General features: G+C 65.4%; 27 protein-coding genes and 1 tRNA gene. 22 read left to right on the top strand and 6 right to left on the bottom strand.

Annotated elements, in window-relative coordinates; all coding sequences use genetic code 11:
• Positions 1-16: 16 nt before the first annotated feature.
• Entirely contained in the window at positions 17-466 is a 450-nt protein-coding gene (rplI, locus tag OPU71_RS16225) for a 50S ribosomal protein L9 (protein ID WP_267729058.1), read from the top strand.
• Positions 467-560: 94 nt separating this feature from the next.
• On the opposite strand, the gene OPU71_RS16220 is transcribed toward rplI, so the two are convergent.
• The 5 genes from OPU71_RS16220 to rplU all read right to left on the bottom strand — a co-directional run bounded on the left by OPU71_RS16220 (position 561) and on the right by rplU (position 5,022).
• Positions 561-1,892 carry an NAD(P)/FAD-dependent oxidoreductase gene (locus tag OPU71_RS16220; protein ID WP_267729057.1) on the bottom strand — a complete coding sequence of 444 codons (1,332 nt, stop codon included), beginning with the start codon at positions 1,890-1,892 and terminating at the stop codon, positions 561-563.
• A gap of 130 nt (positions 1,893-2,022) precedes the next feature.
• Positions 2,023-3,138 carry a glutamate 5-kinase gene (gene proB, locus OPU71_RS16215; RefSeq protein WP_267729056.1) on the bottom strand — a complete coding sequence of 372 codons (1,116 nt, stop codon included), beginning with the start codon at positions 3,136-3,138 and terminating at the stop codon, positions 2,023-2,025.
• 3 nt (positions 3,139-3,141) lie between these two features.
• On the bottom strand, positions 3,142-4,293 hold the full coding sequence (gene cgtA / locus OPU71_RS16210) for an Obg family GTPase CgtA (protein ID WP_267729055.1): 1,152 nt from the start codon (positions 4,291-4,293) through the stop codon (positions 3,142-3,144).
• Positions 4,294-4,428: 135 nt separating this feature from the next.
• On the bottom strand, positions 4,429-4,692 hold the full coding sequence (gene rpmA / locus OPU71_RS16205; RefSeq protein ID WP_172197560.1) for a 50S ribosomal protein L27: 264 nt from the start codon (positions 4,690-4,692) through the stop codon (positions 4,429-4,431).
• Between the two features lie 18 nt (positions 4,693-4,710).
• Positions 4,711-5,022 (bottom strand): 50S ribosomal protein L21, encoded by a 312-nt coding sequence (gene rplU, locus OPU71_RS16200; RefSeq protein ID WP_267729054.1) that lies wholly within the window; start codon positions 5,020-5,022, stop codon positions 4,711-4,713.
• Positions 5,023-5,193: 171 nt separating this feature from the next.
• On the opposite strand from rplU, the gene OPU71_RS16195 reads away from it, so the two are divergent.
• From OPU71_RS16195 to OPU71_RS16095, 21 genes are all read left to right on the top strand, one after another.
• Complete coding sequence (locus tag OPU71_RS16195; RefSeq protein ID WP_267729053.1) at positions 5,194-6,162, top strand: polyprenyl synthetase family protein; 969 nt, start codon at positions 5,194-5,196, stop codon at positions 6,160-6,162.
• A gap of 41 nt (positions 6,163-6,203) precedes the next feature.
• A tRNA-Pro gene (locus tag OPU71_RS16190) sits at positions 6,204-6,280 on the top strand.
• A gap of 232 nt (positions 6,281-6,512) precedes the next feature.
• Positions 6,513-7,217: a beta-ketoacyl synthase chain length factor gene (locus OPU71_RS16185; protein ID WP_324256079.1), complete on the top strand. Its 705-nt coding sequence runs from the start codon at positions 6,513-6,515 to the stop codon at positions 7,215-7,217.
• A gap of 97 nt (positions 7,218-7,314) precedes the next feature.
• On the top strand, positions 7,315-7,983 hold the full coding sequence (locus OPU71_RS16180) for a lysophospholipid acyltransferase family protein (RefSeq protein WP_267729051.1): 669 nt from the start codon (positions 7,315-7,317) through the stop codon (positions 7,981-7,983).
• Complete coding sequence (locus tag OPU71_RS16175; RefSeq protein ID WP_267729050.1) at positions 7,976-8,248, top strand: phosphopantetheine-binding protein; 273 nt, start codon at positions 7,976-7,978, stop codon at positions 8,246-8,248. Before OPU71_RS16180 ends, OPU71_RS16175 begins: the two co-directional genes overlap by 8 nt.
• Entirely contained in the window at positions 8,245-8,496 is a 252-nt protein-coding gene (locus OPU71_RS16170; protein ID WP_267729049.1) for an acyl carrier protein, read from the top strand. Before OPU71_RS16175 ends, OPU71_RS16170 begins: the two co-directional genes overlap by 4 nt.
• A 4-nt stretch (positions 8,497-8,500) precedes the next feature.
• The gene (locus tag OPU71_RS16165) at positions 8,501-9,046 is read left to right on the top strand and encodes a hypothetical protein (RefSeq protein WP_267729048.1); all 546 of its coding nucleotides are present in this window, start codon (positions 8,501-8,503) and stop codon (positions 9,044-9,046) included.
• Positions 9,039-10,712, top strand: a complete 1,674-nt coding sequence (locus tag OPU71_RS16160; RefSeq protein WP_267729047.1) for an AMP-binding protein — start codon at positions 9,039-9,041, stop codon at positions 10,710-10,712. Before OPU71_RS16165 ends, OPU71_RS16160 begins: the two co-directional genes overlap by 8 nt.
• Entirely contained in the window at positions 10,709-11,452 is a 744-nt protein-coding gene (locus OPU71_RS16155; protein WP_267729046.1) for a glycosyltransferase family 2 protein, read from the top strand. The genes OPU71_RS16160 and OPU71_RS16155 overlap by 4 nt, the downstream gene beginning before the upstream one ends.
• The gene (locus tag OPU71_RS16150; RefSeq protein ID WP_267729045.1) at positions 11,449-12,381 is read left to right on the top strand and encodes an acyltransferase; all 933 of its coding nucleotides are present in this window, start codon (positions 11,449-11,451) and stop codon (positions 12,379-12,381) included. The genes OPU71_RS16155 and OPU71_RS16150 overlap by 4 nt, the downstream gene beginning before the upstream one ends.
• Entirely contained in the window at positions 12,378-13,919 is a 1,542-nt protein-coding gene (locus tag OPU71_RS16145; protein WP_267729044.1) for an HAL/PAL/TAL family ammonia-lyase, read from the top strand. Before OPU71_RS16150 ends, OPU71_RS16145 begins: the two co-directional genes overlap by 4 nt.
• Positions 13,920-14,195: 276 nt before the next feature.
• Positions 14,196-14,615 carry an acyl-CoA thioesterase gene (locus tag OPU71_RS16140; RefSeq protein ID WP_267729043.1) on the top strand — a complete coding sequence of 140 codons (420 nt, stop codon included), beginning with the start codon at positions 14,196-14,198 and terminating at the stop codon, positions 14,613-14,615.
• 296 nt (positions 14,616-14,911) lie between these two features.
• Positions 14,912-15,478, top strand: a complete 567-nt coding sequence (locus OPU71_RS16135; protein ID WP_267729041.1) for an outer membrane lipoprotein carrier protein LolA — start codon at positions 14,912-14,914, stop codon at positions 15,476-15,478.
• Positions 15,479-15,548: 70 nt separating this feature from the next.
• A complete protein-coding gene (locus tag OPU71_RS16130) occupies positions 15,549-17,837 on the top strand; it encodes an MMPL family transporter (RefSeq protein ID WP_267729040.1) in 2,289 nt (762 codons plus the stop codon).
• The gene (locus OPU71_RS16125) at positions 17,834-18,367 is read left to right on the top strand and encodes a DUF3261 domain-containing protein (protein ID WP_267729039.1); all 534 of its coding nucleotides are present in this window, start codon (positions 17,834-17,836) and stop codon (positions 18,365-18,367) included. Before OPU71_RS16130 ends, OPU71_RS16125 begins: the two co-directional genes overlap by 4 nt.
• Positions 18,364-19,548: a beta-ketoacyl-[acyl-carrier-protein] synthase family protein gene (locus OPU71_RS16120; protein WP_267729038.1), complete on the top strand. Its 1,185-nt coding sequence runs from the start codon at positions 18,364-18,366 to the stop codon at positions 19,546-19,548. The genes OPU71_RS16125 and OPU71_RS16120 overlap by 4 nt, the downstream gene beginning before the upstream one ends.
• Entirely contained in the window at positions 19,548-19,997 is a 450-nt protein-coding gene (locus OPU71_RS16115) for a hypothetical protein (protein ID WP_267729037.1), read from the top strand. Before OPU71_RS16120 ends, OPU71_RS16115 begins: the two co-directional genes overlap by 1 nt.
• A complete protein-coding gene (locus tag OPU71_RS16110; protein WP_267729036.1) occupies positions 19,994-20,719 on the top strand; it encodes a 3-ketoacyl-ACP reductase FabG2 in 726 nt (241 codons plus the stop codon). The genes OPU71_RS16115 and OPU71_RS16110 overlap by 4 nt, the downstream gene beginning before the upstream one ends.
• Positions 20,716-21,939, top strand: coding sequence for a beta-ketoacyl-ACP synthase (locus tag OPU71_RS16105; protein ID WP_267729035.1), 1,224 nt, complete (start codon positions 20,716-20,718; stop codon positions 21,937-21,939). The genes OPU71_RS16110 and OPU71_RS16105 overlap by 4 nt, the downstream gene beginning before the upstream one ends.
• 26 nt (positions 21,940-21,965) lie before the next feature.
• Positions 21,966-22,388: a hypothetical protein gene (locus OPU71_RS16100; protein ID WP_267729034.1), complete on the top strand. Its 423-nt coding sequence runs from the start codon at positions 21,966-21,968 to the stop codon at positions 22,386-22,388.
• Positions 22,389-22,507: 119 nt separating this feature from the next.
• Positions 22,508-23,596 carry a class I SAM-dependent methyltransferase gene (locus OPU71_RS16095; protein WP_267729033.1) on the top strand — a complete coding sequence of 363 codons (1,089 nt, stop codon included), beginning with the start codon at positions 22,508-22,510 and terminating at the stop codon, positions 23,594-23,596.
• A gap of 87 nt (positions 23,597-23,683) precedes the next feature.
• Here OPU71_RS16095 and glnE read toward each other — a convergent pair whose 3' ends face one another.
• On the bottom strand, positions 23,684-26,368 hold the full coding sequence (gene glnE / locus OPU71_RS16090) for a bifunctional [glutamate--ammonia ligase]-adenylyl-L-tyrosine phosphorylase/[glutamate--ammonia-ligase] adenylyltransferase (protein WP_267729032.1): 2,685 nt from the start codon (positions 26,366-26,368) through the stop codon (positions 23,684-23,686).
• Positions 26,369-26,436: the final 68 nt, after the last annotated feature.

Here is a 26,436-nt window from a genome sequence, read left to right as displayed (position 1 = left end):
CGGAGAGGGAAACACCATGCAAATCATTCTGCTCGACAAGGTTATCAACCTCGGCAACCTCGGCGATGTCGTCAAGGTTAAGGACGGTTACGCACGTAACTACCTGATCCCGAACGGCAAGGCCAAGCGTGCAACCGCTGAAAACCTCGCGGCTTTCGAAGCCAAGCGCGCTGAACTCGAGCGCGTCGCCGCTGAGAAGCTGGCTGAGGCGACCGCCCTGGCAGGCAAGCTGGATGGCACCACCGTTCAGATCGTGCGCAAGGCGGGTGTGGATGGCCGTCTGTTCGGTTCCGTCACCAACGCAGACATCGCCGAAGCGCTGAACGCGCAAGGCTTCGCCATCGAGAAGGCTGCTGTGCGCATGCCGCTGGGCCCGATCAAGCTGATCGGCGACAACCAGCTGCAAGTGGCGCTGCACACCGATGTGCTGGTCACCGTGACGGTGTCGGTACTCGGCGAGCACTAAGCCGAAGGCTGCATCTCATGCAAAACGGCCCGCGCAAGCGGGCCGTTTTGTTTTGTGCGGCTGACCGCGTCGCGGTCAGCGCAAACCCGGGTGTTCAGTGCAGTTTGATGCGGGGGTTGCGCATGCGGTCGATCGCCTCGACCCAGGTCGCCAGCCAGGTGCGGAACATGCCGTTGATCGCAACCTGATGCTTCTTGTAGAGCGACCAGTACATCCACTTGGCAAACATCCCCTCGATGAAGACGCCGCCGCTTGCGACGCGCCCCATCAGGCTGCCAACGGTGCTGTACTCGCCCAGCGACACCAGGGAGCCGTGGTCGTGGTAGCGGAAGACCTGCGGGGTCTTGCCGGCAAGCATGCGCGGAATCGTTTTGGCGAGCAGCAAGGCTTGCTGATGAGCGGCTTGCGCGCGCGGCGGCACCATGGCCTTGCCGCTATCGTCGAGCGGGCAGGCTGCGCAGTCGCCCATCGCGTAGATCGACGGGTCGCGCGAACTGCGCAGGGTGCGATCAACCACCAGTTGATTGGCGCGATTGGTCTCAAGGCCATCGATCTCGCGCAGGAAGTCAGGCGCCTTGATGCCGGCCGCCCAGACCGTGAGACCGCTCGGAATGAATTTCCCGCTGCCCATGCGAACGCCGTTGGCGGTGACCTCGACCACTTTCTCGTTCGTATGCAGGTCGATGTCCAGCTTGCGCAGTTCGAGCGACACGGCGGATGACACGCGCTCCGGCAGTAGCGGAAGGATGCGCGGGGCGGCGTCGACGATCGAAATCTTCAGGTCGCGCTCGGGGTGGACGTTTTCCAGCCCGAAGCTCGCCATGATGCGCGCCGTCATGTGCAGCTCTGCCGCAAGCTCGACGCCAGTGGCGCCGCCGCCGATGATCGCGACGGTGAAGCGGCCTTGTCCGGACGCTTGGGCGCCGGCTTGCGCGCGGATCGAGGCATCGATCAGCTTGCGGTGGAAGCGCAGCGCGGCGGCTGGCGAATCGAGCATGATGCTGTGCTCGCGCGCGCCGGGCGTGCCGAAATCGTTCGTCTGGCTGCCGAGCGCGAATACCAGGGTGTCGTAGGGCAGGGTGGACGCAGGGAGCAGTTCCTCGCCTTCCAGTGAATGGATGGGTGCGAGCTGGATTTCCTTGGTGGCGCGATTGAGGCCGGTGAACTCGCCTTGCCGGAAGCGGAAGTGATGACGCCTTCCGAGCGCGAGGTACTCGATCTCGTCGGCGTGACTGTCCAGCGTGCCGGCGGCAACCTGATGCAGCAGCGGCTTCCACACATGCGTGCGGCCGCGATCGACCAGCGTCACTTCGGCTTGCCCGCTGCGGCCGAGTTTGTCGCCGAGCTTGACCGCAAGCTCAAGCCCGCCGGCACCCCCTCCGATGATCAGGATGCGATGGCGTTGCGGGGCGGGGGATTGGGGCACGATGACGTCTCCGATGCTGCACTGCGGGGCCGCAGACTCTAACGGTATTGTCCTGCCTGCGACAATCGAATTTGATGATTGACGCATCGCTGCGCTGAATGTCACGGCAAGCCCCGCAGGGCTTGGGTTCTTAGAGCAGCACGAGGTTGTCGCGGTGGATCAGTTCGGGCTCGTCGACATAGCCAAGAATGCTTTCGATTTCGTGGCTTGCGTGGCGTGCGATTCGCGCCGCTTCGCGGCTGGCGTAGTTCGAAAGCCCGCGTGCCACAGCCCGCCCGTCAGGGCCCACGCAGGCTACGACCGCGCCGCGCCCGAACTCGCCCTCAACCGAGACCACGCCCACTGGCAAAAGGCTGCGTCCGGATTCGAGGGCGCGCAGTGCGCCCGCGTCCAGATGCAGGCGTCCGGCCAGTTGCAGGTGGTCGGCCAGCCACTGCTTGCGCGCAGCGAGCGGTGAGCTGGATGCGAAGAGCAGGGTGCCGAGCGATTCGCCTTTCGCCAGTCGGAGCAGCGCGTCGGCTTCACGGCCGCTCGCGATGCAGGTGTGGGCGCCGCTGCGGGCACCCCGTTGTGCGGCACGTACCTTGGTGATCATGCCGCCGCGCGAAATCCCGCTCCCGGCGCCGCCCGCCATCGCTTCCAGCGACGTATCTTCCGCGCGCGCTTCCGAAACCAGCGTTGCGGACGGGTCGTTGCGGGGGTCGGCGGTGTAGAGGCCTTGCTGGTCAGTCAGGATGACCAGCGCGTCGGCTTCGATCAGGTTCGCGACCAGTGCACCGAGGGTGTCGTTATCGCCGAACTTGATCTCATCGGTGACGACGGTGTCGTTCTCGTTGATGATCGGCACGACGCCCAGATCCAGCAGGGTCAGCAGGGTTGAGCGCGCGTTCAGGTAACGCGTCCGGTCGGCGAGGTCTTCGTGGGTCAGCAAGACCTGCGCGGTCTTCAGGCCATGGGCCGAAAATACACCTTCGTAGGCTTGTGCAAGGCCCATCTGGCCCACGGCGGCGGCGGCCTGCAGTGCATGGGTTTCGTGCGGGCGGGTGGTCCATCCCAGTCGCTGCATGCCGGCTGCGATGGCGCCGGACGACACCAGCACGACCTGGCGGCCTTCGCGGCGCAAAGCGGCGATCTGCCGTGCCCAGTCCTCGAGTGCGGCGTGCGCAAGGCCACGCCCGTTATCAGTCACCAACGCGCTGCCAACCTTCACGACCAGTCGGCGCGCCTCTCGGATCTGCTCGCGCATCGTTTACTTGCCCTCGCTTTCGTCGTTGTCCTCGTCACTGTGCTCATCGTCCCCGTCGGCGGCCGCAGCGAGTATTTCTTCGGGCGTCGGGCCGACGGGTTCTGCCGCGAGCCCTTCCTCGTCATCATCAACGATCTCGGGCTTGGGCTGGGCATCGAGGAATTCCTGGATGGCCAGGATCAGCGAACGGCAGTTCTCGCCGTTGATCGCCGCGATCGAGAACGTGCGCTCGACCTTGCCGTAGGCGTCGAGAAAAGCCTGGATGCGGGCGTCGCGTTCATGCGGCTCCAGCAGGTCGATCTTGTTGATGATCAGCCAGCGTGGTTTGGCCGCCAGTTCCGGATCGTACTTTTCGAGTTCGCCGACGATCGCCTTCGCTTCCCGAACCGGATCGGTATCCGGATCGAAGGGGGCGATGTCGACCAAGTGGAGCAGCACATTTGTGCGTGCGAGGTGGCGCAAGAAACGATGGCCAAGACCCGCACCGTCAGCCGCGCCCTCGATCAGCCCGGGGACGTCGGCAATCACGAAGCTGCGCCCTTCATCGGTCCGTACCACGCCAAGGTTGGGGTGCAGCGTCGTGAAGGGGTAGTCCGCGACTTTCGGCTTGGCGGCCGATACGGCGCGGATGAAGGTGGACTTGCCTGCGTTGGGCATGCCGAGCAATCCAACGTCGGCGAGCACCTTGAGTTCCAGGTGCAGGCTGCGTCGCTCGCCCGGGATGCCCATCGTCTTCTTGCGCGGCGCGCGGTTGGTGGCCGTCTTGAAGTGCAGATTGCCCAGGCCGCCGCGGCCGCCGCGTGCGATGACCACGCTCTTGCCGTCGCGGTTCATGTCCGCAACACGCTCGCCGGTCTCGCCATCGGTGATGATCGTGCCGACCGGCATGCGCAGGATGATGTCCTTGCCGCCCTTGCCGAAGCAGTCCTTGCTGCCCCCGTTCTCGCCGCGCTCGGCGCGAAAGGTGCGCGTGAAGCGGAAGTCGATCAGCGTGTTGATGTTGCGGTCGGCGATCGCGATCACGTGGCCGCCATGGCCACCGTCGCCACCGTCTGGTCCGCCGCGTGGCACGTATTTTTCGCGCCGGAACGAGGCCATGCCGTTGCCGCCATCGCCGGCCATTACATCAACGCGGGCTTCATCGAAGAATTTCATGTGTGTCTCCTGACACCGCAGACAAGGGGTTGCACCGGTATCGATGCAACCGCGTCTCTGCAGTGCATTTTGCTGCCTTCAGAAACGAAAAAGCCCTATCACGGGGATAGGGCTTTTGCTTCCCGGCAGCGTTGATTACTGCTGGGCGGGCACCACGGTGATGGTGCGGCGGCGGCTCGCGCCCTTGATCACGAACTGAACGACGCCGTCGATCTTCGCGAAGAGGGTGTGATCCTTGCCGATACCGACGTTGTCGCCCGGGTGGTATTCGGTACCGCGCTGACGAACAAGGATGTTGCCAGCCAGCACGAATTGACCGCCGTAGCGCTTGACGCCGAGGCGTTTCGATTCTGAGTCGCGGCCGTTACGTGAACTGCCGCCGGCTTTTTTGTGTGCCATGTGCGTGACTCCCCGTTATCAGGCCGAGATCGCTTCGATACGAAGCTCGGTGTAGTTTTGACGATGACCCTGATGCTTCTGGTAGTGCTTGCGACGACGCATCTTGAAAATCTGGATCTTGTCGTGGCGACCCTGGGCAATCACGGTTGCTTTGACTGCGGCACCTGTGACCACCGGAGCGCCGATCTTCACCGACTCACCTTCCCCGACCATCAGAACCTGGTCCAGGGTGATCTCAGCGCCAACGTCCGCAGGTATCTGTTCTACCTTGATCTTTTGGCCGGCGGACACGCGATACTGCTTGCCCCCGGTTTTTATGACCGCGTACATGTTGACTCCGTTCTCTTCGAACAACTACGTGGAAAAGCCCGCGACTCTAACTTTCTGGGAGCCGTAAGTCAAGGTTTTCTATCGGGTTTTCCTTGTTTTGCGGCATTGCGCTCCTTGACTCGCGGCCCGCTGGTTTCTAGCATTGCGTCTTTTGCCACGCACGGCTGCCCCTTGTCGACCCAAGAACTCTACGCACCGATTGCTGCCGACATGGCGGCCGTCGATGGTGTGATCCGCGAGCGTCTTCACTCTGAAGTCGTCCTCATCCAGCAGGTGGCCGAGTACATCATTGCTGCGGGCGGCAAGCGCCTGCGGCCAGCCCTGCTTCTGTTTGTCGCCAACGCGCTGGGCTATCGCGGTGTACATCATCACGAGCTTGCAGCCGTCGTCGAATTCATTCACACGGCGACCTTGCTGCACGATGATGTCGTGGACGAGTCCGAGCTCCGGCGCGGCAACAGCACTGCGAATTCGATGTTCGGCAACGCCGCCGCGGTGCTGGTTGGCGACTTCCTCTATTCACGCTCGTTCCAGATGATGGTCGGCGTCAACGACATGCGCGTGATGCGGGTGCTGGCCGATGCAACGAACGTGATTGCGGAAGGCGAGGTGCTGCAGCTTCTGAATGTGCGCAATGCCGACGCAAGCGTGGACGACTATCTGCGCGTGATCCGTTACAAGACCGCAATGCTGTTTGAGGCGGCAACGCGGCTTGGTGCGATTCTGGGCGGTATGGATGAAGCCGGGCAGGATCAGTTGGCGGCTTTCGGTCGCCACATCGGTACGGCCTTTCAGCTGATCGACGATGTGCTCGATTACTCGGGCGATGAGGCGAATACCGGCAAGCATCTTGGTGACGATCTGGCGGAAGGCAAGCCGACACTGCCCTTGATCCTGGTGATGCAGTTCGGTAGTCCGGAAAACGCAAGCATCGTTCGCCGTGCGATCGAGGCTGGTGGGCGCGAGTCTTTTTCGGAGGTGCTTGCTGCGATTCGTGCGAGTGACGCGCTCGAGCGCACGCGGGCGGCTGCGGTTCAGGAGGTTGCGCTCGCCAAGGCAGCACTTTCTGCATTGCCCGCTTCACTTTTCAAAGAAGCACTGCTACAATTGTCGGACTTTGCAGTAGCGAGAGATCACTGATCTCGAGGCAAGTGTTTGCACCTACTGCATGCCCAGAATTTCGGGGTGTAGCTTAGCCTGGTAGAGCGCTACGTTCGGGACGTAGAGGCCGGAGGTTCGAATCCTCTCACCCCGACCAGGTTTCAAAGAAGACGCCGGCTTGATGCCGGCGTTTTTTCGTTTGCATTTCGCGGCGCCGCGGGGGCGCTGTTGGGGCGTCAGGTGGTTCGACCGATAGAGAATCAGCATGCAGCCTGCGGGCGAGGGGCTGTGGCAGCGGTTCAGCGCCTGCAGCGGAATGCGCTCAAGGCTCGCCCGGACGCTCGCTTTGACGCTGCAAACGGCTTGTCGGGGCTGGCGGAGCTCGGGTCGTGAGCCGCGTGCGCCTTGTCGATTGGTCTGCGTGGTCGCCCGGCCTGGATGTTCGTTCTGCTTGGCGGGATTGGGCGGAGACGGGTGTTCACGCGCAGGGTGACGATGAGCCGGCTTTGCCCGAAGTCCCTGCGATGATCCGTCGCAGAGCTGACCGATTGGCGCGAATGTCGCTGCGCGTCGCGCTGGACGTGCTTGGCGAGCGTCGTAACATCCCCGTTGTCTATGTGTCTCGGCACGGCTCCGTCGGCCGTTCGGCGGGGCTGCTTGAAGCGCTAGCCCTGGCGCAGCCGCTTTCGCCCGCTGCGTTTGCGGCCTCGGTCCATAACGCGGCCAGCGGCGTGCTCGGCATCGTGCGCGGTGATCCCGCGCCGTGCAGCGCGGTCGCCGCCGAGTCGGACGGCATTGCGGCCATGTTGTCCGAAGTCCACGCGTTCCTCTCCGACGACTACCCCGAGGTTGTCGCAATTCTCTGTGATGAGCCGCTGCCGCCGCGTTACGCGCAATTTCGCGATGCGGACGAGCGACCGGTAGCGTGGGCGGGGAGTTTTTCTCTGGTTGATGGCGCCGGTTTGGCGCTGGGTCGGTCCGGCAATGCGCAGTCGGCGTTGGATGAACCTGAGATTCTTGCCTGGATTCGCTGGCTGCTGAGTGATCGCGCCGCGTTGCCGTGTGGCGCCGGGTGGGAGGTGCGCCGTGCCTAGCGCGATCAACCGCGCCTGGCGAGTCGTCGCGACGGCCATCTGCTTCGCCAGCTTTGGTTTGGGTGGTCTGCTGCTCCGGATCGCGGTCTTTCCGTGCGTGAGCCTGCTGGTGCGCGATCGCGCGCAGCGCCGGCAGGTCTCTCGACGGATCGTCCGTTTCGCCTTCCGGTCGTTCATCGCGCAGATGCGCGTGATGGGGATCTACACCTACGAGTTGCGCAATATTGAGCGATTGCAACGTGGCGGCCTGTTGATCATTGCCAACCATCCGACCTTGATCGACGTCGTTTTCCTGATGGCCTTTGTGCGCAATGCTGACTGCGTGGTCAAGGCGGCCTTGTGGCGCAATCCCTTCATGCGCGGCCCGATTCGCGCGGCAGACTATGTCAGCAACGGTACCGGGCCGGATATGGTGGATGCCTGCATCGAGGCGATCCGCAAAGGCGGCAATCTGATTCTCTTCCCCGAGGGGACGCGCAGCGTGCCCGGGCGTGCATTTGCGTTTCAGCGCGGCGCATCGAATATCGCCGTCCGCGGAGCGCTCGCGCTGACGCCGGTCTATATCGAATGCAAGCCGGTCATGCTGACCAAGGGTGAGAAGTGGTATCGCGTACCGGATCGCGCGCCACATTTTGTTATTTCAGTGGGGGAGGACATTCCGGTTGCCCCCTATCTGCAGTCAGGTTTGCCGCTTGCGTTGGGCGCGCGCCGCCTGACACAGGATCTCGAACAGCATTACACGCAGGAGCTGGCCCGTCATGGATGAGTTGTACAAGGAAATCAAGCAGATGATCATCGACTGCCTCGACCTTGAGGATATTTCGGTGGATGACATTGATACCCATGCGCCCTTGTTTGGCGAGGGGTTGGGGCTCGACTCGATCGATGCGCTTGAACTGGGTGTGGCCCTGCAGAAGCAATACGGCATCACCCTTTCGGCCGACTCGCGTGAGACACGCGACCACTTTGCCAGCGTTGCGGCACTGGCCGAACTGGTCAAGGCAAACCGGCGCAGCCCGGAGGCGGTATGAATCGCGAACAGATTTACGAGTGGATCGTCGGCGTGCTGCATGACACCTTCGAGATCGACCCAGCGGATGTGAAGCCGGAGTCCAACCTCTACACCGACCTGGATATCGATTCGATCGACGCGGTTGATCTGATGCTGCGTGCGAAGGAACTCACCGGCAAGCGCATGCAGCCGGATGTCTTCAAGACCGTGCGCACGGTGCAGGACGTGGTGGACGCGCTTTACGACGTGATGGCGGAAAACCACTGACCCGATGCCGAACGGCGTGCTTGGGCTCTTCGCGGTGCTCTATCCGTTGGCGATCGCATTCGGCCAGCGTTGGGTGTCGCCGCGCTGGCTGGCCGCGATGCTGGTTGCGGCGGTGCTCGCTCGCCTCGTGATCGGGCCACGCGATCGCCTTGCCCTGGTGTGGGCCCTGGCAGCCTGCGCGATCGCCGGCTACGCCCTGTTCGCCAACGATGCGCTGCCGCTGCGCTACTACCCGGTCGCGATCAACGTTGGCTTGCTCGCCGTTTTCGGCTGGAGCCTGCTGCATCCGCCGACGATCATCGAGCGCTTTGCCCGCCTGCAGGAGCCGGATCTTCCGGCCGCCGCCTTGCCCTACGTGCGGCGCGTCACGCAGGTGTGGTGCGGGTTCTTCATCATCAACGGCAGCATTTCGCTGGCGACTGCGATCTGGGCGTCCGACGCGACCTGGGCGCTCTACAACGGCTTCCTGTCGTATCTCGCGATGGGCGTGCTCTTCGCCGTCGAGTGGCTGGTGCGCCAGCGCGTGAAGCGGAGAATCGCCGGTGTCTGATCGCCTTGGCGGCCTCTTGCTGCAGTCGCGCGCGCCCGACGCGTGCGTAGCGCTGACGCGTGGCGCCGCGATGCCTTGGGCGGGTTTCCTCGCACGCGTGCGCGCGTGGGCGGCGCGCCTCGCGGCAGAGCCCGGCCAACGCTGGGGCCTGTACTGCGACGATGCCGATGAAGCGGCGGTGCGCCTGTTCGGCGCCTGGGCCGCCGGCAAAACCGTGGTGCTGCCGGGCGACTTGCTGCCGGCAACACTGGCGCAGCTCGCCGGCCATGTCGACGGCTGGCTCGCAGGCCCGGACCAATCGCTGACGGAGCCCAGTGAAGCCGCGTTCTCGCTCGGCACCCTGCCTGAGTCGATGCCGGCGATTGAAGTATTCACCTCGGGCTCGACCGGAACGCCGGTCGCGATCGCCAAAGAGCTGCGCCAGCTTGCTGAAGAGCTGCGGGTGATCGAAGCCGTGTGGGGGGAGCGCGTGGGCGACGCGACGCTTGCCGGCACCGTCTCGCATCAGCATCTGTACGGGCTCCTGTTCCGTCTCTTGTGGCCGCTTGCCACCGGGCGCTGCTTTGTTGGCCAGCAACTGGTTTTCCCCGAGGCGGTGGCGGAGGTGCTGGCGCAAGGCGAGGTCGCGCTGGTGGCCAGCCCGGCCTTCCTGCGCCGCTGGCCCGAAGCGCTCGCGCTGCATGTCGCGCCGCAGTCGCCGCGGGCGGTGTTCTCGTCCGGCGGGCCGCTAGTGCGTGAGGCCTCGCTGGCCGTGCAGCACGCCCTGCAGTGCCCGGTATTCGAGGTCTACGGCAGTTCCGAAACCGGCGGCATCGCCTGGCGTGTGCAGGGTGATGTCGATACGCCGTGGCAGCCGCACGCCTGCGTTGAACTCGACTTTGCCGAAAGCGGCTTGCGCCTGCGCTCGCCCTTCATGCCCGACCCGGCCGCGTGGTACGACACTGCCGATCGCGCGCAGCCTGTCGGCGGTGGATTCAGGCTGCTTGGCAGGGCGGATCGCATCGTCAAGGTTGAAGAAAAACGCGTGTCGCTCGATGCGGTTGAGCAAGCGATTGCCGCGCAGCCCGAGATCGCCGATGTGCGTTGCTGTGTCTTGCCTGAAGGGCGCATCGGTGCGGTCGTGGTGCTCAGCGAAGCAGGCCGTGTGGCCTGCGAGTCGCTCGGGCGCGCGGTGCTGCACGCACGCCTGCGCAACGCGATTGCTGGCTCGGTTGAAGCGCTCGCCTTGCCACGTCGCTGGCGCCATGTCGATTCGATTCCGCTCAACGCGATGGGCAAGACGCCGCAGGCGGTGTTGGTGGCGCTGTTCGCCGGATCCGCCGAGCAGCCGGAAGCGCGCATTGTTTCGCTCGATGCCCTGCATGCGCAGATCGAGCTGGACGTAGTGCCCACGCTTGCTGCCTTCTCAGGCCACTTTCCCGGCGCACCGATCCTGCCCGGCGTCGTGCAGCTGGACTGGGCAATGCACTGGGCGCAGGAGCTGTTTGAACTGCCGGCGCCCTTCCGTGGCGTTGATGCACTCAAGTTTCAGCAGGCGGTCAGGCCTGATTGCCGCCTGAACCTCGCGCTCGAACACCTGCCAGCGAAGTCGGCCGTGGCGTTCCGCCTGACGCAGGGCGAGCGTGTCTGCGCCAGCGGCCGTTTGATGTTCGGAGCGGCGCGGTGAAGTGCTGTGCAGTGATCCCGGTCTTCAATCACGAGCATGCGGTCGGTGCCGTTGTGGCGGCCTTGCGGACGCACGGCCTGCCGGTGCTGATGGTGGATGACGGTAGCCGGCCATCCTGCGCCGCGGTGCTCGATACGCTGGTGGCCGACGATCCGCAGGGCGTGCGTCTGGTGCGGCGCGCCGAGAACGGTGGCAAGGGCGCGGCGGTTGCCGATGGCCTGCGTGCCGCGCTGGCTGCAGGCTTTACCCATGCACTGCAGATCGATGCCGATGGTCAGCACGACACCGCCGATGTGCCGCGATTCCTCGCCGCAGCGCAGGCCGAGCCGCGGCACGCGATCATCGGCTGCCCGCTCTACGACGAGAGCGTGCCGCGTGGCCGCTTGTATGGCCGCTACGCGACGCATGTGTGGGTGTGGATCAACACGCTCTCGCTGCGTATCACCGATTCGATGTGCGGCTTCCGCGTCTATCCGCTTGAGGCGGTGGTGCGCGAACTCGATCGCGCTCGCATCGGTCGGCGGATGGATTTCGATGTTGAAGTGCTCGTGCGCCTTGACTGGGCCGGTGTGCCGATCCGCAACCTGCCCACCCGAGTGCGCTACCCGGAAGACGGCGTATCGCACTTCCGGCCGCTGGCCGACAACCTGGCGATTTCGTGGATGCACACGCGCTTGTTCTTCGGCATGTTGTTGCGCGCGCCGCGTCTGATCGCGCGCCACTTCCTGGGCGCGGCATGAGCACCGGGGCCCGGCACTGGGCGCAGATCGACGAAGTCGGCTTCGTCTTCGGCATGCGGCTGATGTACCGGCTGCAACGCGTGCTCGGGCGCCTGCCGTTCCTGATTGCGCTCTACCCGGTGGTGTTTGCGTACTGGCTCACAGCGGGCAGCGCGCGCCGCGCCTCGCAGGCCTACCTTGCGCGTTTGCGTGCTTGCGGCGTCGAACCGGGCCGCTTTGCCTCGCTGCGGCACTTCATCGCCTTCGCCGATTGCATGCTCGACAAGCTGATGGTGTGGAACGGCGGGCTCGATCCGGCGAACTGCATCGTCGAGGGCGCCGAGCTGTGTGCCGAGGCTTTCCGTGCCGGTCGCGGCGGCCTGATCGTGACGGCACACCTGGGTAACTTCGAGGCGAGCCGGGCGCTCGCATCCAGCTATCACGATTCACGCAAGATCCATGTGCTGGTGCATACGCGGCACGCTGCGCGATTCAACCGGCTGATGGCCGAGTTGAATCCGGATAGCCAGCTCAACCTGATCCAGGTCACCGAACTCGATCCGGCGATGGCGATGTTCCTCGCCGAACGGGTCGCCGAAGGCGACTTCATTGTGATGACCGGCGACCGTGTGCCGGTGACGCAAGATGCTGGCATCGTCGATGCGCCATTCTTTGGCGAGGCCGCGCCGTTCCCGATCGGCCCCTGGGTGCTCGCCGCCGTGCTGGGCGTGCCGGTGTTCCTGATGTGGCCGACCGCCGAAGGCAAGGGCTTTCGCGTGCGATTCGAGCTGTTCCGTGACCGCGTGGTGCTGCCACGCCGCAATCGCGAGGCCGCGCTGCAGCCGCTCGTGGCAGCGTTCGCCGCGCGGCTTGAGGCGCAAACGCGCCGCACCCCTTTGCAGTGGTTCAACTTTTTCGACTTCTGGGCGCGCCCAACGCGTACGACATGACACGCAAGCCTGATTCCGCCATCCCTGTTGGTGCCCGCCGTATCCGAACCGGCGACGTGGTCGCCGCGAGCCAGCGTCGTACAGCCGTTGCCTTGCACGATGCGCCGGACTTCCGTGCCCGCATTGAACGCGGCGCCGCCTTCCTCGACCGCCTGCTTGCCGAAGACGGCGTGATCTACGGCGTGACCACCGGCTACGGCGATTCCTGCACCGTCACGATCCCGCCCGCGCTGGTTGCCGAGCTGCCGCAGCACCTCTACACCTACCACGGCTGCGGGCTGGGCCGCTGGCTCAGCGCTGACGAAACCCGCGCAGTGCTGGTGGCGCGCCTGACATCGCTCGCGCAGGGGTTTTCCGGTGTTAGCTGGGGTCTGCTCGCGCAGATCGAGACCCTGCTCGCGCAAGACATCCTGCCGGTGATTCCGGCCGAAGGCTCGGTCGGCGCCAGTGGCGATCTGACGCCGCTGTCCTACCTCGCCGCGGTGCTGTGCGGTGAGCGGCAGGTGTGGGTCGATGGGCTGATCCGAGACACCGCCGAGGTGTTTGCCGAGCGTGGCATCACCCCGCTGCGGCTGCGCCCGAAAGAGGGCCTCGCGATCATGAACGGCACCGCCGTGATGACCGGGCTGGCCTGCCTGGCAATCGAACGTGCCGATTACCTCGCGCGCCTCGCCACGCGGCTGACCGGGTTGGCTTGCCTCGCGCTCGACGGCAACGCCCACCACTTCGACGAGACCTTGTTCTCGGTGAAGCCGCACATCGGCCAGCAAGACGTGGCGGCCCGCCTGCGTGCCGACCTGCATTCCGATCGCCCGCCGCGCAACGAGAAGCGCCTGCAGGACCGTTACTCGATCCGCTGCGCACCGCATGTGATCGGCGTGCTCGAAGACGCGCTGCCCTTCCTGCGCAACACGCTGGAAAACGAACTCAACAGCGCCAACGACAATCCGATCATCGACCCGGATGGCGAGCAGGTGCTGCACGGTGGCCATTTCTACGGTGGCCATGTCGCCTTCGCGATGGACAGCCTCAAGAACCTGGTCGCCAACCTTGCTGACCTGATGGATCGGCAGATGGCGCTGCTGGTCGACACACGCTTCAACCACGGCTTGCCGTCCAACCTCAGCGGGGCGACCGGCGAACGTGCCGCGATCAACCACGGGTTGAAGGCGCTGCAGATTTCGCTGTCGGCCTGGACTGCCGAGGCGCTCAAGCTGACGATGCCGGCCTCGGTGTTCTCGCGCTCGACCGAATGCCACAACCAGGACAAGGTCAGCATGGGCACGATCGCCGCGCGCGATGCGCTGCGGGTACTTGAACTGGTCGAGCAGGTCGCCGCAGGGCTGCTGATCGCGGTGCGGCAGGGCGTTGCGCTGCGGCGCGATCTGCAGGCGATTGAACTGACCGACACGCTGACCGGCTTCCTCGCCGATCTGGATGCGCTGGTCCCCTTCATTGCCGAAGACCGCGCGCTAGATGTCGACTTGCGCCGTGTGCTCGATGCACTGCGCTCCCAGCGCTGGGGTTTGTATGCGTGAGGCAGGCTTCACCGCAGAGGCGCAGAGACGCCGAGGGCCGCAGAGGCAGGTATCGCCTTCGTCGGGCCGGTTTAGGGAAGGCCTGAATAAGTGGCTGCGACGGCGCATCGCTGCGTTGCGGCGTGCTCGCTCCCGCGCCTATCCGTTTGATATGTCTTGGTCGCAGCGCGCGCCGCGCCTTGCGCTGCATCCCTCTCGCTCACTTATTCAGACCTTCCTTAGATGTTCTTTGCGGCCCTCTGCGTCTCTGCGCCTCTGCGGTAAGGGGGTAACACTTTGAACACCGATCACCTGAAAGCCGAAATCGAGATCGAGGTCCCGTTTCACGACCTCGATCCAATGGAAGTCGTGTGGCACGGCAACTACGTGTGCTACTTCGAACGGGCGCGCCACGCGCTGCTGCAGGGGCTGGACTACGACTACCCGCAGATGCGCGATTCGGGCTACGCCTGGCCGGTGATCGACCTGTCGGTGCGCTATGCGCGGCCGGCGCGCTTTGCTCAGAAGCTGCGGGTGTCGGCACGCATCGTCGAATGGGAGAACCGCCTGCGCATCCGCTACGAAGTGCGCGATGCCGCCAACGGCGAACGCCTCACCAAGGGTGAAACGGTTCAGGTGGCGGTGGAGATTTCCAACGGCGAGATGTGTTTCGTGTCGCCGCCGGTGCTGCTGGCCAAGCTGGGGGTGGTGGCGTGAAGCTGTTTTCACCACAAAGGCGCAAAGGGCCGCAAAGGGCCGCTAAGGGAGTCGAAGGGCGGCTTGATGGATCTTCTTCGTGGCCCTTTGTGTTTCTTTGCGCCTTCGTGGCCACGCTGTTTGGTTTTGCGTTCAGTGGCGACTCGGCTCAGGGGGGGGGCGTGAACTTGTTTTCACCACAAAGGTGCAAAGGGCCGCAAAGGGCCGCTAAGAGAGTCGATGGGTGCCCTGATGGATTTGCTTCGTGGCCCTTTGTGCGCCTTTGCGCCTTTGTGGTCATGCTGTTCTGTGTGCCCTTGGGTCCTGCATACGCCGCCGATCCTTTGGTCGACAAGGTGTGCGGCCTCTTGCAACAGCCGTCGGTGGTGAGTGGTCGCTTCGAACAGACGCGGGAGCTGAGCGGCTTCCCCAAGCCGGTCAATTCGCGCGGGCGCTTCCTCGTGGCGAAGGATCGCGGGGTGATCTGGCAAACCGAGGCCCCGTTCGCCAGCACGCTGCGGCTGACACGCGGCGAGATCCTGCAGAAGGCGGGCGACACGGTGACGATGCGCATGTCGGCCGACAAGGAGCCGGCAGTGCGCGCGATCAACGGCGTGATGTTCGCGCTGCTCTCGGGCGATATCGCACAGCTTGAGCAACGCTTCAGCGTCACCGGCAAGGTCGAAGGCAATCGCTGGGCGCTGAGTCTGGTGCCGCGCGAGGCATCCTTGGCGCAGGTGGTAACGAAGATCGAGCTGAACGGGCAGAAGTTCGTTGAGGCGGTCGATATGCTCGATCCGAACGGCGACCGCACCCGCATCCGCTTGCTCGACACCGTCGCGGCGAACGCGCTGGGCAAGGCTGAGGCCGCGCAGTTTGAGTAATTTGCCGCTGCGCCCGCCTGCCCAAGTCGCAGTCTCCTGGCTCTCCGAGTCCGGCTGGCGGCGTGCGGCCGTGCTTTGGCTGCTGCTGGTGCTGGCTGCCTGCGCGCACCTGGCATGGCTGGGCGTGGTGGAACGCCCGCGGCCCGATTCCGATGTGATGGCGCTGCTGCCGCAGGACGACCGCGACCCGGTCGCCGAGGCGGCCTTCGCCCGCATGGCGGCATCGGCGGAGCGGCGGGTGGTGGTGATGATCGGTGCGGCGAATGCGGCCGCTGCGCGCAAGGCGGCGGATGCTTACCTCGCCGGTCTTGCAGGTGTGGCGGCTGAGGTGCGGCACCGGGTGGACGGTGGCGACCTGGCCGCTTGGCGCGGCTTCCTTGCGCCCTACCGCGGCGGTTTGCTCAGCGAGCAGGGGCGTGCGCTGCTGGCGCTGAATGCCGATCAGCGTGCAGACCATGCGCTCGCGCGCCTCTACAGCCCCGCTTCGGGCGGTGGCTTGGCCTGGCGCGAAGACCCGCTGGGCCTGTTTGCCGACTGGCTGATGGATCAGGCCAGTGGCCAGCGCGTGCGCACGGTGGACGGCCGCTTGTGGGTGTCGGCCGAGGGGCGCGAATGGGCCGTGGTGCTGCTGAACTTGAAGGACGGCGCATTCTCGCTCGATGCCCAGCAGGCGCTGGTCGATCACCTTGATGCGGGCCGCCGGCGCGCCCGCGCGGCGCAAGCCGATGTCGAGATCCTCACCGCCGGCATCGCGCCGATTGCGGCCGCGGTGGCGGCCGAAGCGCGCAATGAATTCTCGGCGATCGGCATCGGCTCGACCCTGGGTGTGATCCTGCTGGTGTTCCTGGTTTTCCGGCGGCCCGGCGCGCTGGTCCTGTCGGTGCTGCCCTTGCTGGTCGGCACGCTGTGTGCAGTGAGCGCCACCTGGCTGGTGTTCGAGCGCGTGCATGTGCTGACCTTGGTATTCGGCGCGAGCCTGATCGGGGTCGGCGTCGACTACGGGGTGCACTTCCTCGCGTCCGGCATCGGCGAGCAGCCCTTCGATCCGAAGCGTCGGCGTGATCAGCTCAACCCCGGCTTGTGGCTGGCGATGGTTACGACCGTGTTGGCCTACGTCGCGCTGGCGCTCGCGCCCTTCCCGGGCCTTCGGCAGATGGCGTTGTTTTCCGGCTGTGGGCTGGTGGCCGCGTGGCTCACCGTGATGCTCTGGTTCCCCTACCTGCAGCGCCGCGCCACCCATGGCACCGGCGTGGGTGAGTGGATGGGCCATCTGCGCGCGATCTGGCCCAGCTTTGGCCGCGGCAAACTCGGCGGCTTGATGATGCTGATCACGTTTGCCGTGCTTGCCGCCGGGCTCGCCCGAATCGAAGTGCAGGACGATGTGCGTGCGCTGCAGTCGGCGCCGGCCGCATTGCTCGCCGAGCAGATGCGCGTGGCGACACTCGCTGGCGTGCCGAGCCCGGCACAGTTCTTCGTGGTGCAGGGCGCCAGTCCCGAAGCTGTGCTGCAAGCGCAGGAAGCGCTCGCGCCACGGCTCGCTGCTCGCGTTGCCGACGGCACTTTGAGCGGGTACGAGCTGCTCGCGCGGCATATCCCGTCCGCCGCGCGCCAGGCGGCGGACTGCGCAATGCTGAAAGCGGCGTATGAGGCACCGGTGTGGCGTGCGCGCATCGCCGATACCACCGGCATCGATGCGGCTTCGCTCTCGTCGCCGCTTGCCTGCAAACCCCTGGCCTTCGATGCCTGGCTTGCGAATGCGGTGTCAGAACCCTTCCGCAGCCTTTGGCTGGGCCGCATCGGCGAGCAGTACGCTGGCGTCGTGCTGCTCAAGGGCGTGCATGGAGCGGCGGCGCTCGGGCGCTTGCAGTCACTTGGCGAGGGCATCCCCGGCGTGAGCTGGGTGGACAAGCCCGGCCGCATTTCCAGCGTGATCGCGCGTTACCGCGGCTTGATGAGTGGTGTGATCGTGCTCGGCTATCTCGCCTCATTCTGGTTGCTGTGGCGTCGCTATGGCCGCGAAACCTGGCGCGCAGTGGTGCCGACGCTGCTGGCCAGCCTGCTCGCCGCCGCCGCGCTGGGCATCGCCGGTTTGCCGTTCCAGTTGTTCGCGGTGCTGGGCTTGTTCATCGTGCTGGGTATGGGGATCGACTACGGCATCTTCCTGCTGGAGCACCCGCGCAGTGACGACGGCAAGCCCTGGCTGGCGGTCACGCTATCGGCCTTCAGCACGCTGCTCTCGTTCGGCTTGCTGGCGCTCTCCCACACTCCGGCGCTGCGGGTCTTCGGGCTGGTCTGTCTGGTCGGCGTGGGCAGTTCATGGCTGCTGGCGCCCGCCTTTGCGCGGCGAGGTGTGCAATGAATCGTCTCCTGATCAGTTTGCTGGCGCTGTGGTTGGCGGCATGCAGCGGTCCGGCATCGAACGAAGTGCCACTCGGCTACGTATCGCCGGCGAGCTTTGGCCGCAGCCTGACGCTGACCCAGCAAATCACGGTTGAGGCCTTCGGCGAAACGCGTGGTTTTGAGGCGGTGGTGGCGATTGATGGCGATGCCGTAGATCTTGCCGCTCTGGCGATGGGCCGCCGCATGATCGCGGTGCACCTGGATGCGGCCGGTTTGCGCGAGCAGCGCGATCCGCAACTGCCCGAGGCGGTGTCTGGCGCGCGCATCCTGCGTGACCTGCAACTTGCCTTTTGGCCACAAGTGGCCTTGTCCGCTGCACTGCCCGCGGGCTGGCTGGTGCAGGACAGCGCCGGGCGGCGCGAGGTGCTGCTCAACGGCGCCGTGATCCTGACGATCGACTACGCCGCCGAGCCGCACTGGCGCGGCCGCACGATCCTGACGCATCACCGTTTTGGCTATCGCCTGACGATCGATTCGGATGAAGCATGAGCGACATCTATCTCAATCAACTCGGCCTGCTGTGCGCGCTTGGCAACTCGCCCGCCGATGTGGTCGCAGGCCTGCGGGCCGGCGTCTCACCGGGCATGCAGATGCGCGCGGGCTACCTTGAAGGCCGCGAAGTGATGGTGGGTGAGGTGCTTGCCGAACTGCCTTCGGTTGCGGATTTGCCCCTGCGTCAGCGCAGTCGCAACAACGCGATGATGCTGGCGGCGCTGGCGCAGATCCGCCCGGCGGTGGATGCCGCGATTGCGCGCTTCGGCCCGCAGCGGGTAGCGGTGGTGCTGGGCACCAGCACGTCCGGCATCGCTGAGGGCGAACGGGCGATGCGCGTGAAGGTGGCGCAGGGCGAGTTTCCACCGGGCTATGTCTACGGCCAGCAGGAGCTGGGCTCTCCTGCGCGCTGCCTCGCCGACGTGCTGGGCGTGCAGGGGCCGGCCTACGTGATCTCGACGGCGTGCTCGTCGAGCGCGCGGGCCTTGATGTCGGCCGCGCGCTTGCTGCGCGGCGGCTTGGTCGATGCGGTGATCACTGGCGGCGTCGATACGCTGTGCGCCTTTACGGTCAGCGGATTTGCAGCGCTCGATTCGGTCAGCGCCGAGCGTTGCAATCCGTTCTCGGCCAATCGCCACGGCATCAACATCGGCGAGGGCGCGGCGCTGTTCCTGATGAGTCGCGATGAGGCGGCCGTGACGCTGGCCGGCTGGGGCGAGAGCTCCGACGCCCACCACATGTCGGCGCCAGACCCGAGCGGGCGGGGTGCCGAAACCGCGATGCGCGATGCGCTGCGGCGCGCCGGCCTGGCGCCGGCGGAGATCGACTACGTCAATGTGCATGGCACCGCAACCCCGCACAATGACGCGATGGAAGGCCCGGCCGTGGCGCGTGTTTTCGGCGAAGGGGTCCAGATCAGCTCAACCAAGCCGTTAACCGGCCATACGCTCGGCGCCGCAGGTGCGATCGAGGCCGCGATTGCCTGGCTTGCGCTGCAGCCCGACAACACTGCGGGCTGGCTGCCACCGCATCTGTGGGACGGCGCCGCCGACCCGGCCTTGCCGCCCCTGCGTCTTGTCGAGCCGGGCATGGAGCTGGGCCGCAGACCGCGTCATGTGTTATCGAATTCCTTCGCGTTTGGTGGCAGCAATGCGACGCTGGTTCTGGGGGCGCGCTGATGTTGCCGGGCATTGAATCGCTGGTGCCGCACCGCGGGCGCATGTTGCTGGTCGATCGTGTTGTTTCGCACGAGCGCGATGCCGTGGTGTGCGAACTGGCGGTGCGTGACGATCCGCTGTTCTGCCGCAGCGGTCGCGTTGGCGCCTGGCTTGGCATCGAGTACATGGCGCAAACCGTGGCCGCGCTGATCGGCCTGCGGGCGCGTGAATCCGGTGAGCCGGTGAAGATCGGCCTGCTGCTCGGTGCGCGCCGCTATACCGCCCATGTGCCCGACTTCGCGCCGGGTGACTGCCTGCGGGTTGAGGCCTCGCAGGTGTTTCAGGGCGACAACGGGCTGGCGGCTTTCGATGCGCGAGTGCTGCGCGATGGCAATCTGGTGGCTGAGGCCACGTTGTCCGCCTATCAGCCTGCGGATGTGGATGCATTTTTGAAGGGTTTGAACGAATGAACCGGACGGTTCTTGTAACAGGCTCCAGCCGCGGGATCGGGCGTGCGATTGCGCTCCGGCTCGCGCAGGATGGTTTCGACATCGCGCTGCATTGCCGCAGCCGGCGCGAAGACGCGCTGGCCGTGGCCACCGAGATCGCCGCGCTGGGCCGCAGCGCACGCGTGCTGCAGTTTGACGTATCCGATCGCGACGCCGCGCGCGCGGCGCTTGAAGCCGACGTCGCCGCGCACGGCGCGTTCTGGGGGGTCGTGCTCAACGCAGGCATTACCCGCGATACCGCCTTCCCCTCGATGAGCGACGACGATTGGGATGCGGTGCTGCGGACCAACCTCGACGGTTTCTACAACGTGCTGCATCCGCTGGTGATGCCGATGGTGCAGTTGCGCCAGGGCGGCCGGATCGTGACGCTGGCCTCGGTGTCCGGTGTGATCGGCAACCGCGGGCAGGTGAACTACAGCGCATCGAAAGCCGGCCTGATCGGTGCCACCAAGGCGCTTTCGCTGGAGCTGGCGAAGCGCCGCATCACGGTGAATTGCGTGGCGCCCGGCTTGATCGAGACGGACCTCACCAGCGACATGCCGGCCGAGATCCGCGACATGATTCCGCTGCGCCGTGCTGGCACGGTGGGCGAGGTCGCCGGGACGGTGGCCTTCCTGATGAGCGAGTCGGCGGCCTACATCACGCGGCAGGTGATCGTGGTGGATGGAGGGCTGGCAGGATGAAGCGCGTTGTGATTACCGGTGTCGGCGCCATCAGCCCGCTTGGCCATGACTGGGAAACCGTGTCGGCCCGGCTCAAGGGCACGCAGAACGCGATCCAGGTGATGGACGACTGGGCGCAGTACGAAGGCCTCAACACCCGGCTTGGTGCGCCCGCGCAGCCTTTCGATCTGCCGGCGCACTACAACCGCAAGACCACCCGCAGCATGGGGCGCAACGCGCTGATGGCGGTGCGGGCCAGCGAGATGGCGCTCGGTGACGCCGGCCTGCTGGGCGATCCGCTGGTCAGGAGCGGCCGCATGGGCATCTCCTACGGCTCGTCGGCCGGCACGACGAAGGCCATGGGCGACTTCGGCAACATGCTCAACAACAAGACGGTCGAAGGCATCAACGCGACGACCTACATCAAGATGATGGCGCACACCGCGCCGGTGAACATGGCGGTGTTCTTCGGCATCACCGGTCGCGTGGTCACGACTTCGAGCGCATGCACATCGGGTAGCCAGGGTGTCGGCTATGCCTATGAGGCAGTCCGCAGCGGGGCGCAGATTGCGATGCTCGCCGGTGGGTCGGAAGAGCTTTGCCCGACCGAGGCGGCGGTGTTCGATACCCTGTTCGCAACCTGCATTTCCAACGACACCCCGCAGCTTGTGCCGCGCCCCTTCGATGCGAAGCGCGACGGACTGGTACTGGGCGAGGGCGCGTGCACGCTGGTGCTCGAAGAGTACGAACATGCGCGTGCACGTGGCGCGAAGATCTACGCCGAGATCGTCGGGTTTGGCACCAACTGTGACGGCACCCATGTGACCAACCCGCGTTCAGAGACGATGGGTATCGCGATGCAGCTCGCGCTGGAGCAGAGCGGCGTCCCGAGTGGCGAGATCGGCTATGTCAATGCACATGGCACCGCGACCGAACAGGGCGACATCGCCGAGTCGAACGCGACCGCGCAGGTCTTCGGCCGCGCGGTGCCGGTCAGCTCGCTCAAGAGTTTCATGGGCCACACGCTGGGGGCCTGCGGCGCGCTTGAAGCGTGGATGACGGTGCGCATGATGAACGAGGGCTGGTTCTCGCCGACGCTCAACCTGACCGAGATCGACCCGCGCTGCGGCGAACTCGATTACATCCGCGATGGCGTGCGGGCGATAAGCACCGGCTACGTCATGTCCAACAATTTCGCGTTCGGCGGCATCAACACCTCGTTGATCTTCCGGCGTTTCTGAACTCCTTACATCACGATCCTGAAGCCATGAAAAGATCCCTTCTTGCGTTGTCCCTCTGTTGCGCGCTGGCTGCACCATTCCCGGCCCAGGCCTATCTGACCGAGCTCAAGGACGGTGAGCGGATCAGCGTTGCCAGCATGGTGTCTGCACCGGTGAGCGCTGCGCAGGTGCGCGATGCCCTTGTCAATGGTGCCGCGGCCCACGGCTGGATGCTGGTATCGGAAACGCCGGGGCGCGTCGTGTTGTCGCTGATGCATCGCGGCGGCAAACACAAACTTGAAGTGGCTGCGATCTACTCGGAATCCGAATACCGCTTCGAGTACCTCTCCAGCGATAACCTCAAGTACGCCCAGTCCGCCGATGGCTCCCGCATGATCGACAACGCGTACTACCGCTGGACGGCCTCAATCACGCGGGCGGCGGGTCAGATCCTGCGCGGCGAGCGCTAAGCGCTGAATCTCGCCTCCACGACAGCCCTTCTGGCAGCCCCTGTCAGGCCGCACAGGCCTTGCGCGAGCGCAGCAGCAAGGCTGTCCTACAAGAACGAAACTGCCCCGCGATGAGCCCCATGGATTCGAAGTTTTCTGCCAACCCTGGTTTTCCTCCCGCACGGATGACGGCCCTTGCGGCCCAGTATGAAGCGCAGCGGATCGCTTTCGCGCCGGTTGTGTTTCAGTGCGTCCGCATCGCGTGGAAGCGCGGCATTCTCAATGCGCTGGCGGTGGCCGGGAAGCAGGGCCTGGCGGACGCAGACCTGGCCGAAGCCAGTGGCTTGTCGCGCTACGCAGTCAGCGTGCTGCTTGAAACCGCAATGTCTGCGAAGGTCGTGCATCGCCAGGAAGAACAGTGGGTGCTGAGCAAGGTGGGGCACTTTGTCGTCAGCGACCCGCTGTTCCGCGTCAATGCCGATTTCATGCAGGACGTCTGCTACCTCGGGCTGGCTGAACTGGAAGCCTGCCTTGAGCACGAGAAACCGCTCGGGCTCAAGGTGCTGGGCGATTGGCCAACGATCTACGAAGGCCTCTCGGTGCTGCCCGAACCGGCCAGAACGAGCTGGTTCAACTTCGATCACTACTATTCGGATTCGGCCTTCCCCGATGTGTTGCCGCATGTGTTCAGCGCCAAGCCGCGGCGTTTGATGGACATCGGCGCGAATACCGGCAAGTGGAGCCGCATGTGCCTGCAGCACGATCCGGCGCTGCATGTGACGATGCTCGACCTGCCGGTGCAGTTGAACGTCGCCCGCCAGACGCTCGCCGACGCGGGTGTGCTCGACCGCGCCACGCCGCATGAAATTGATCTGCTTGACGAGTCGGCCGCCTTCCCGGCCGGGCAGGATGTGGTGTGGATGAGCCAGTTCCTGTGCTGCTTCTCCGAAGCGAAGATCCGTAGCATCTTGGCGCGTGCCCGCACCGCGCTGGCCGAAGGCGGGCGGGTGCTGGTGCTCGACACCTTCTGGGATCGCCAGCAGCATGAAGTGGCGGCGTTCTGCCTGATCAACACTTCACCGTATTTCACGGCAATGGCGAGCGGCAATAGCAAGATGTACGAATCGCGTGCCTTCATCGACTGCGCGCGCGACGCTGGGCTCCAGCTGATTGATGTGCGTGACGGCCTCGGCCTTTCGCATTCGCTGCTCAGTTTTGCGGCGGCTTGAAGCCGGCGTTGCGCTGCGCGGCCGTTACGTCAAGCGGAAGTGAGCATTGCCGGGCGACGCGAGCGCCGCGTCGCCCGTTCGCTGGTCTCAGGCCGCTCGGCCGAATACATCCATCCACAAGGCACTGATCGCGCCGCGCTCGGCTTCTGCGCTGCCAGCGGGCAGGCGGGCTTTTTCGCCATTCAGGCGCAGTCGGTGCTGCATGCGGCGCAGGGTTCGATAGGCGTCTGCGGCGGCCTTGGCGCGCGCCGCGTCGATCAGGCCCAGCTCGCCGCAGATGCGCGAGAGTGCGATGTTGCCCAGGTTCGCAACCAGTTTCGGGTGGGTGTGGGCGTGACCGAGCACGAGGTACTGGATGATGAACTCGAAGTCGATCAGGCCGCCGGGGTCGTCCTTCACATTGAAGCTGTCGCCACGACTGGCGTGGTTGTCGAGCATCTTGCGGCGCATCGCGATCACGTCGGTGGCAAGCCCTGCCAGATCGCGCGGGCGGCGCAGGATCTCTTCACGCGCGGCTTCGAAGGCGGCGCCGACGCGTTTGTCGCCGGCCACAAAGCGGGCACGGGTGAGCGCCTGGTGTTCCCATAGCCAGGCCGATTCGTTCTGATACTTGCTGAAGGCCTCGAGCGAACTGACCAGCAGGCCCGATTCGCCGTTGGGGCGCAGGCGGGTGTCGGTTTCGAACAGCGTGCCGGCGGGGGTGCGGCTCGACAGCCAGGTCAGCAGGCGTTGTGCGAGGCGGGCGTAGTGTTCCGATGCGGATTGGTCTTCGTCGTCGTAGAGGAAGACGATGTCCAGATCCGATGAGTAGCCCATCTCCTTGCCGCCGAGCTTGCCGTAGCCGATCACGGCGAACTGTGGCGTTTCGGTGTGGCGTTTCTTGATCTTGCGCCAGCACTGGCGGATCGTTTCTTCAAGCACCACGTCGGCGAGCGCCGAGAGGTGATCGCCGATCGCCTCGACTTCCCACTTGCCGGCGATGTCCTGGTGCAGGATGCGGAACACCTGCGCGTGGTGTTGCTCGCGCATCAGATCCATCTGCCGTTCTATGTCCGGTTCGGCGGCGTCGAGCTGTTCGCGCAGGTGGCAGGCAAAGGCCGGCCAGTCGGGTGCTTCGTCGAGCGGGCGGGCGTCGAGCAGTTCGTCGAGCAGGATCGGGTGGGTCGTCAGGTACTCGGCCGCCCAGCTTGAAGCTGAGGCCAGTTCGAGCAGGCGACGCAGGGCTTGCGGGTACTGCTGCAGCAGCGCGAGGTAGGCGCCGCGGCGGCTGATCGTTTCGATCAGGTTCAGCGTGCGGGCGAGCGTGTCGTCCGGGTTGGGTAGCGCGGCGCAGCCTTCGACGATGCGCGGGATCAGCGCATCAAAACGTTCGCGGATGCTCTCGGGCAGCTGGCGATAGCGGTTGCCCTCGCGCAGCTGCGCCAGGCGGTCGGCCGCGGCGGTGGCGTTCTTGAAGCCCATCGCTTCAAAGCGGGTGGCGACATGCTCAGGTGTGATGCCGGCATCCCACAATTCGTCGAGCGCGTGTTCGGCCTCGTTCGGGTCGCCGCATGCGGCTTGGAACGCAACGCCGACGATCCGGCGGTGGCGTTCAAGCTCGGCGAGCATCGCCGCTTCATCGGCAAACCCCATCGCCACCGCAATGCGTTGGCGGTCTTCCGGCGTGGCGGGCAGGTCGTGGGTTTGCGCGTCGTCGAGGTACTGCAGCCGGTGTTCGAGCCGACGCAGGAAGACGTAGGCCTCTTCCATTGCGGCGACGGCGTCGAAATCGAGCACGCCACGGTCGGCGAGCGCTTCGAGCACCGGCAGCGTGGGCTTGATCTGCAGGCCGATGTCGCGCCCGCCGCGGATGATCTGGAACACCTGCGCGGTGAACTCGATCTCGCGGATGCCGCCTGGCCCGAGTTTGATGTTGGTGGCCATCTCGCGCCGCGCCACCTGCGCGCGGATCTGGGTGTGCAGCGCGCGCAGCGCGTTGATCGCGCCGAAGTCGAGGTACTTGCGGAAGACGAAGGGCCGCACGATTGCCGCCAGTTCGTCGTGGCGGCTGCCCGACAGCGCACGCGCCTTGATCCACGCGAAGCGCTCCCACTCGCGGCCCTGCGCGATGAAGTAGTGCTCCAGCGCGTCGAAGCTCGACACCAGCGGGCCGGAATCGCCGTTGGGCCGCAGGCGCATGTCGACGCGGAAGACAAAGCCGTCTTCGGTGACCTCGCCGATCGCGGCAATGATCTGGCGGCCAAGCCGGGTGAAGAATTCGAAGTGCGACAGCGGCCGTGCGCCGCTGGTCTCTCCGTCTTCCGGGTATACGAAGATCAGGTCGATGTCGGACGAGACGTTGAGCTCGCGGCCGCCCAGCTTGCCCATGCCGATGATGATCAGGTGCATCGGGCTGCCATCCGACCCGGCCGGTGCGCCGTGGCGCGCGGCAAGCGTGGCGTGGAGGAGCTCGTGTGCGTGGGCGATCGACACCTCGGCCAGGCGTGTCATCGCCTCGGTCACTTCCGACAGCGGCGCAAGGCCGAGCAGATCGCGCGCGGCGGTGTGGCAGATCACCCAGGTGCGCAGGCGGCGCAGGCCGCGCTTGAGCTGGGCTTCGTCCGGCGCCTCGCAGGCGAGGAAGTCGCGCATTGCATTGGCGCTCAGCGGGGCATCGATTGAACTGGCCAGAAGATCGGCCAGCCAGGCGCGGGCATTGAGTTCGCGCTGCAAGTAGCGGCTTGCGGCCAGGGCCGGGGCAAGGCGCTCAGTCAACTGTGCGACGGTTTCCATGGGGCTCCAGGGCGGGTTTCCAATAGAATTGACATCCGCATCGACACTGACGTGGTGCGTATGCGCCC

The sequence above is a fragment of the Niveibacterium sp. 24ML genome (genome assembly GCF_026586805.1).
Lineage (GTDB): Bacteria > Pseudomonadota > Gammaproteobacteria > Burkholderiales > Rhodocyclaceae > Niveibacterium.
The sequence above is the reverse complement of the archived record's forward strand: the minus strand, read 5'-3'. Positions and strand labels throughout refer to the sequence as shown.

Coding starts and splice junctions, on each gene's coding strand:
- rpmA (WP_172197560.1), bottom strand. CDS start 4,692: ATGGCACACAAAAAAGCCGGCGGCAGTTCACGTAACGGCCGCGACTCA.
- glnE (WP_267729032.1), bottom strand. CDS start 26,368: ATGGAAACCGTCGCACAGTTGACTGAGCGCCTTGCCCCGGCCCTGGCC.
- OPU71_RS16125 (WP_267729039.1), top strand. CDS start 17,834: ATGAATCGTCTCCTGATCAGTTTGCTGGCGCTGTGGTTGGCGGCATGC.
- OPU71_RS16150 (WP_267729045.1), top strand. CDS start 11,449: ATGAGCACCGGGGCCCGGCACTGGGCGCAGATCGACGAAGTCGGCTTC.
- OPU71_RS16115 (WP_267729037.1), top strand. CDS start 19,548: ATGTTGCCGGGCATTGAATCGCTGGTGCCGCACCGCGGGCGCATGTTG.
- cgtA (WP_267729055.1), bottom strand. CDS start 4,293: ATGAAATTCTTCGATGAAGCCCGCGTTGATGTAATGGCCGGCGATGGC.
- OPU71_RS16105 (WP_267729035.1), top strand. CDS start 20,716: ATGAAGCGCGTTGTGATTACCGGTGTCGGCGCCATCAGCCCGCTTGGC.
- OPU71_RS16165 (WP_267729048.1), top strand. CDS start 8,501: ATGCCGAACGGCGTGCTTGGGCTCTTCGCGGTGCTCTATCCGTTGGCG.
- proB (WP_267729056.1), bottom strand. CDS start 3,138: ATGCGCGAGCAGATCCGAGAGGCGCGCCGACTGGTCGTGAAGGTTGGC.
- rplI (WP_267729058.1), top strand. CDS start 17: ATGCAAATCATTCTGCTCGACAAGGTTATCAACCTCGGCAACCTCGGC.
- rplU (WP_267729054.1), bottom strand. CDS start 5,022: ATGTACGCGGTCATAAAAACCGGGGGCAAGCAGTATCGCGTGTCCGCC.
- OPU71_RS16110 (WP_267729036.1), top strand. CDS start 19,994: ATGAACCGGACGGTTCTTGTAACAGGCTCCAGCCGCGGGATCGGGCGT.
- OPU71_RS16175 (WP_267729050.1), top strand. CDS start 7,976: ATGGATGAGTTGTACAAGGAAATCAAGCAGATGATCATCGACTGCCTC.
- OPU71_RS16095 (WP_267729033.1), top strand. CDS start 22,508: ATGGATTCGAAGTTTTCTGCCAACCCTGGTTTTCCTCCCGCACGGATG.
- OPU71_RS16145 (WP_267729044.1), top strand. CDS start 12,378: ATGACACGCAAGCCTGATTCCGCCATCCCTGTTGGTGCCCGCCGTATC.
- OPU71_RS16170 (WP_267729049.1), top strand. CDS start 8,245: ATGAATCGCGAACAGATTTACGAGTGGATCGTCGGCGTGCTGCATGAC.
- OPU71_RS16120 (WP_267729038.1), top strand. CDS start 18,364: ATGAGCGACATCTATCTCAATCAACTCGGCCTGCTGTGCGCGCTTGGC.
- OPU71_RS16100 (WP_267729034.1), top strand. CDS start 21,966: ATGAAAAGATCCCTTCTTGCGTTGTCCCTCTGTTGCGCGCTGGCTGCA.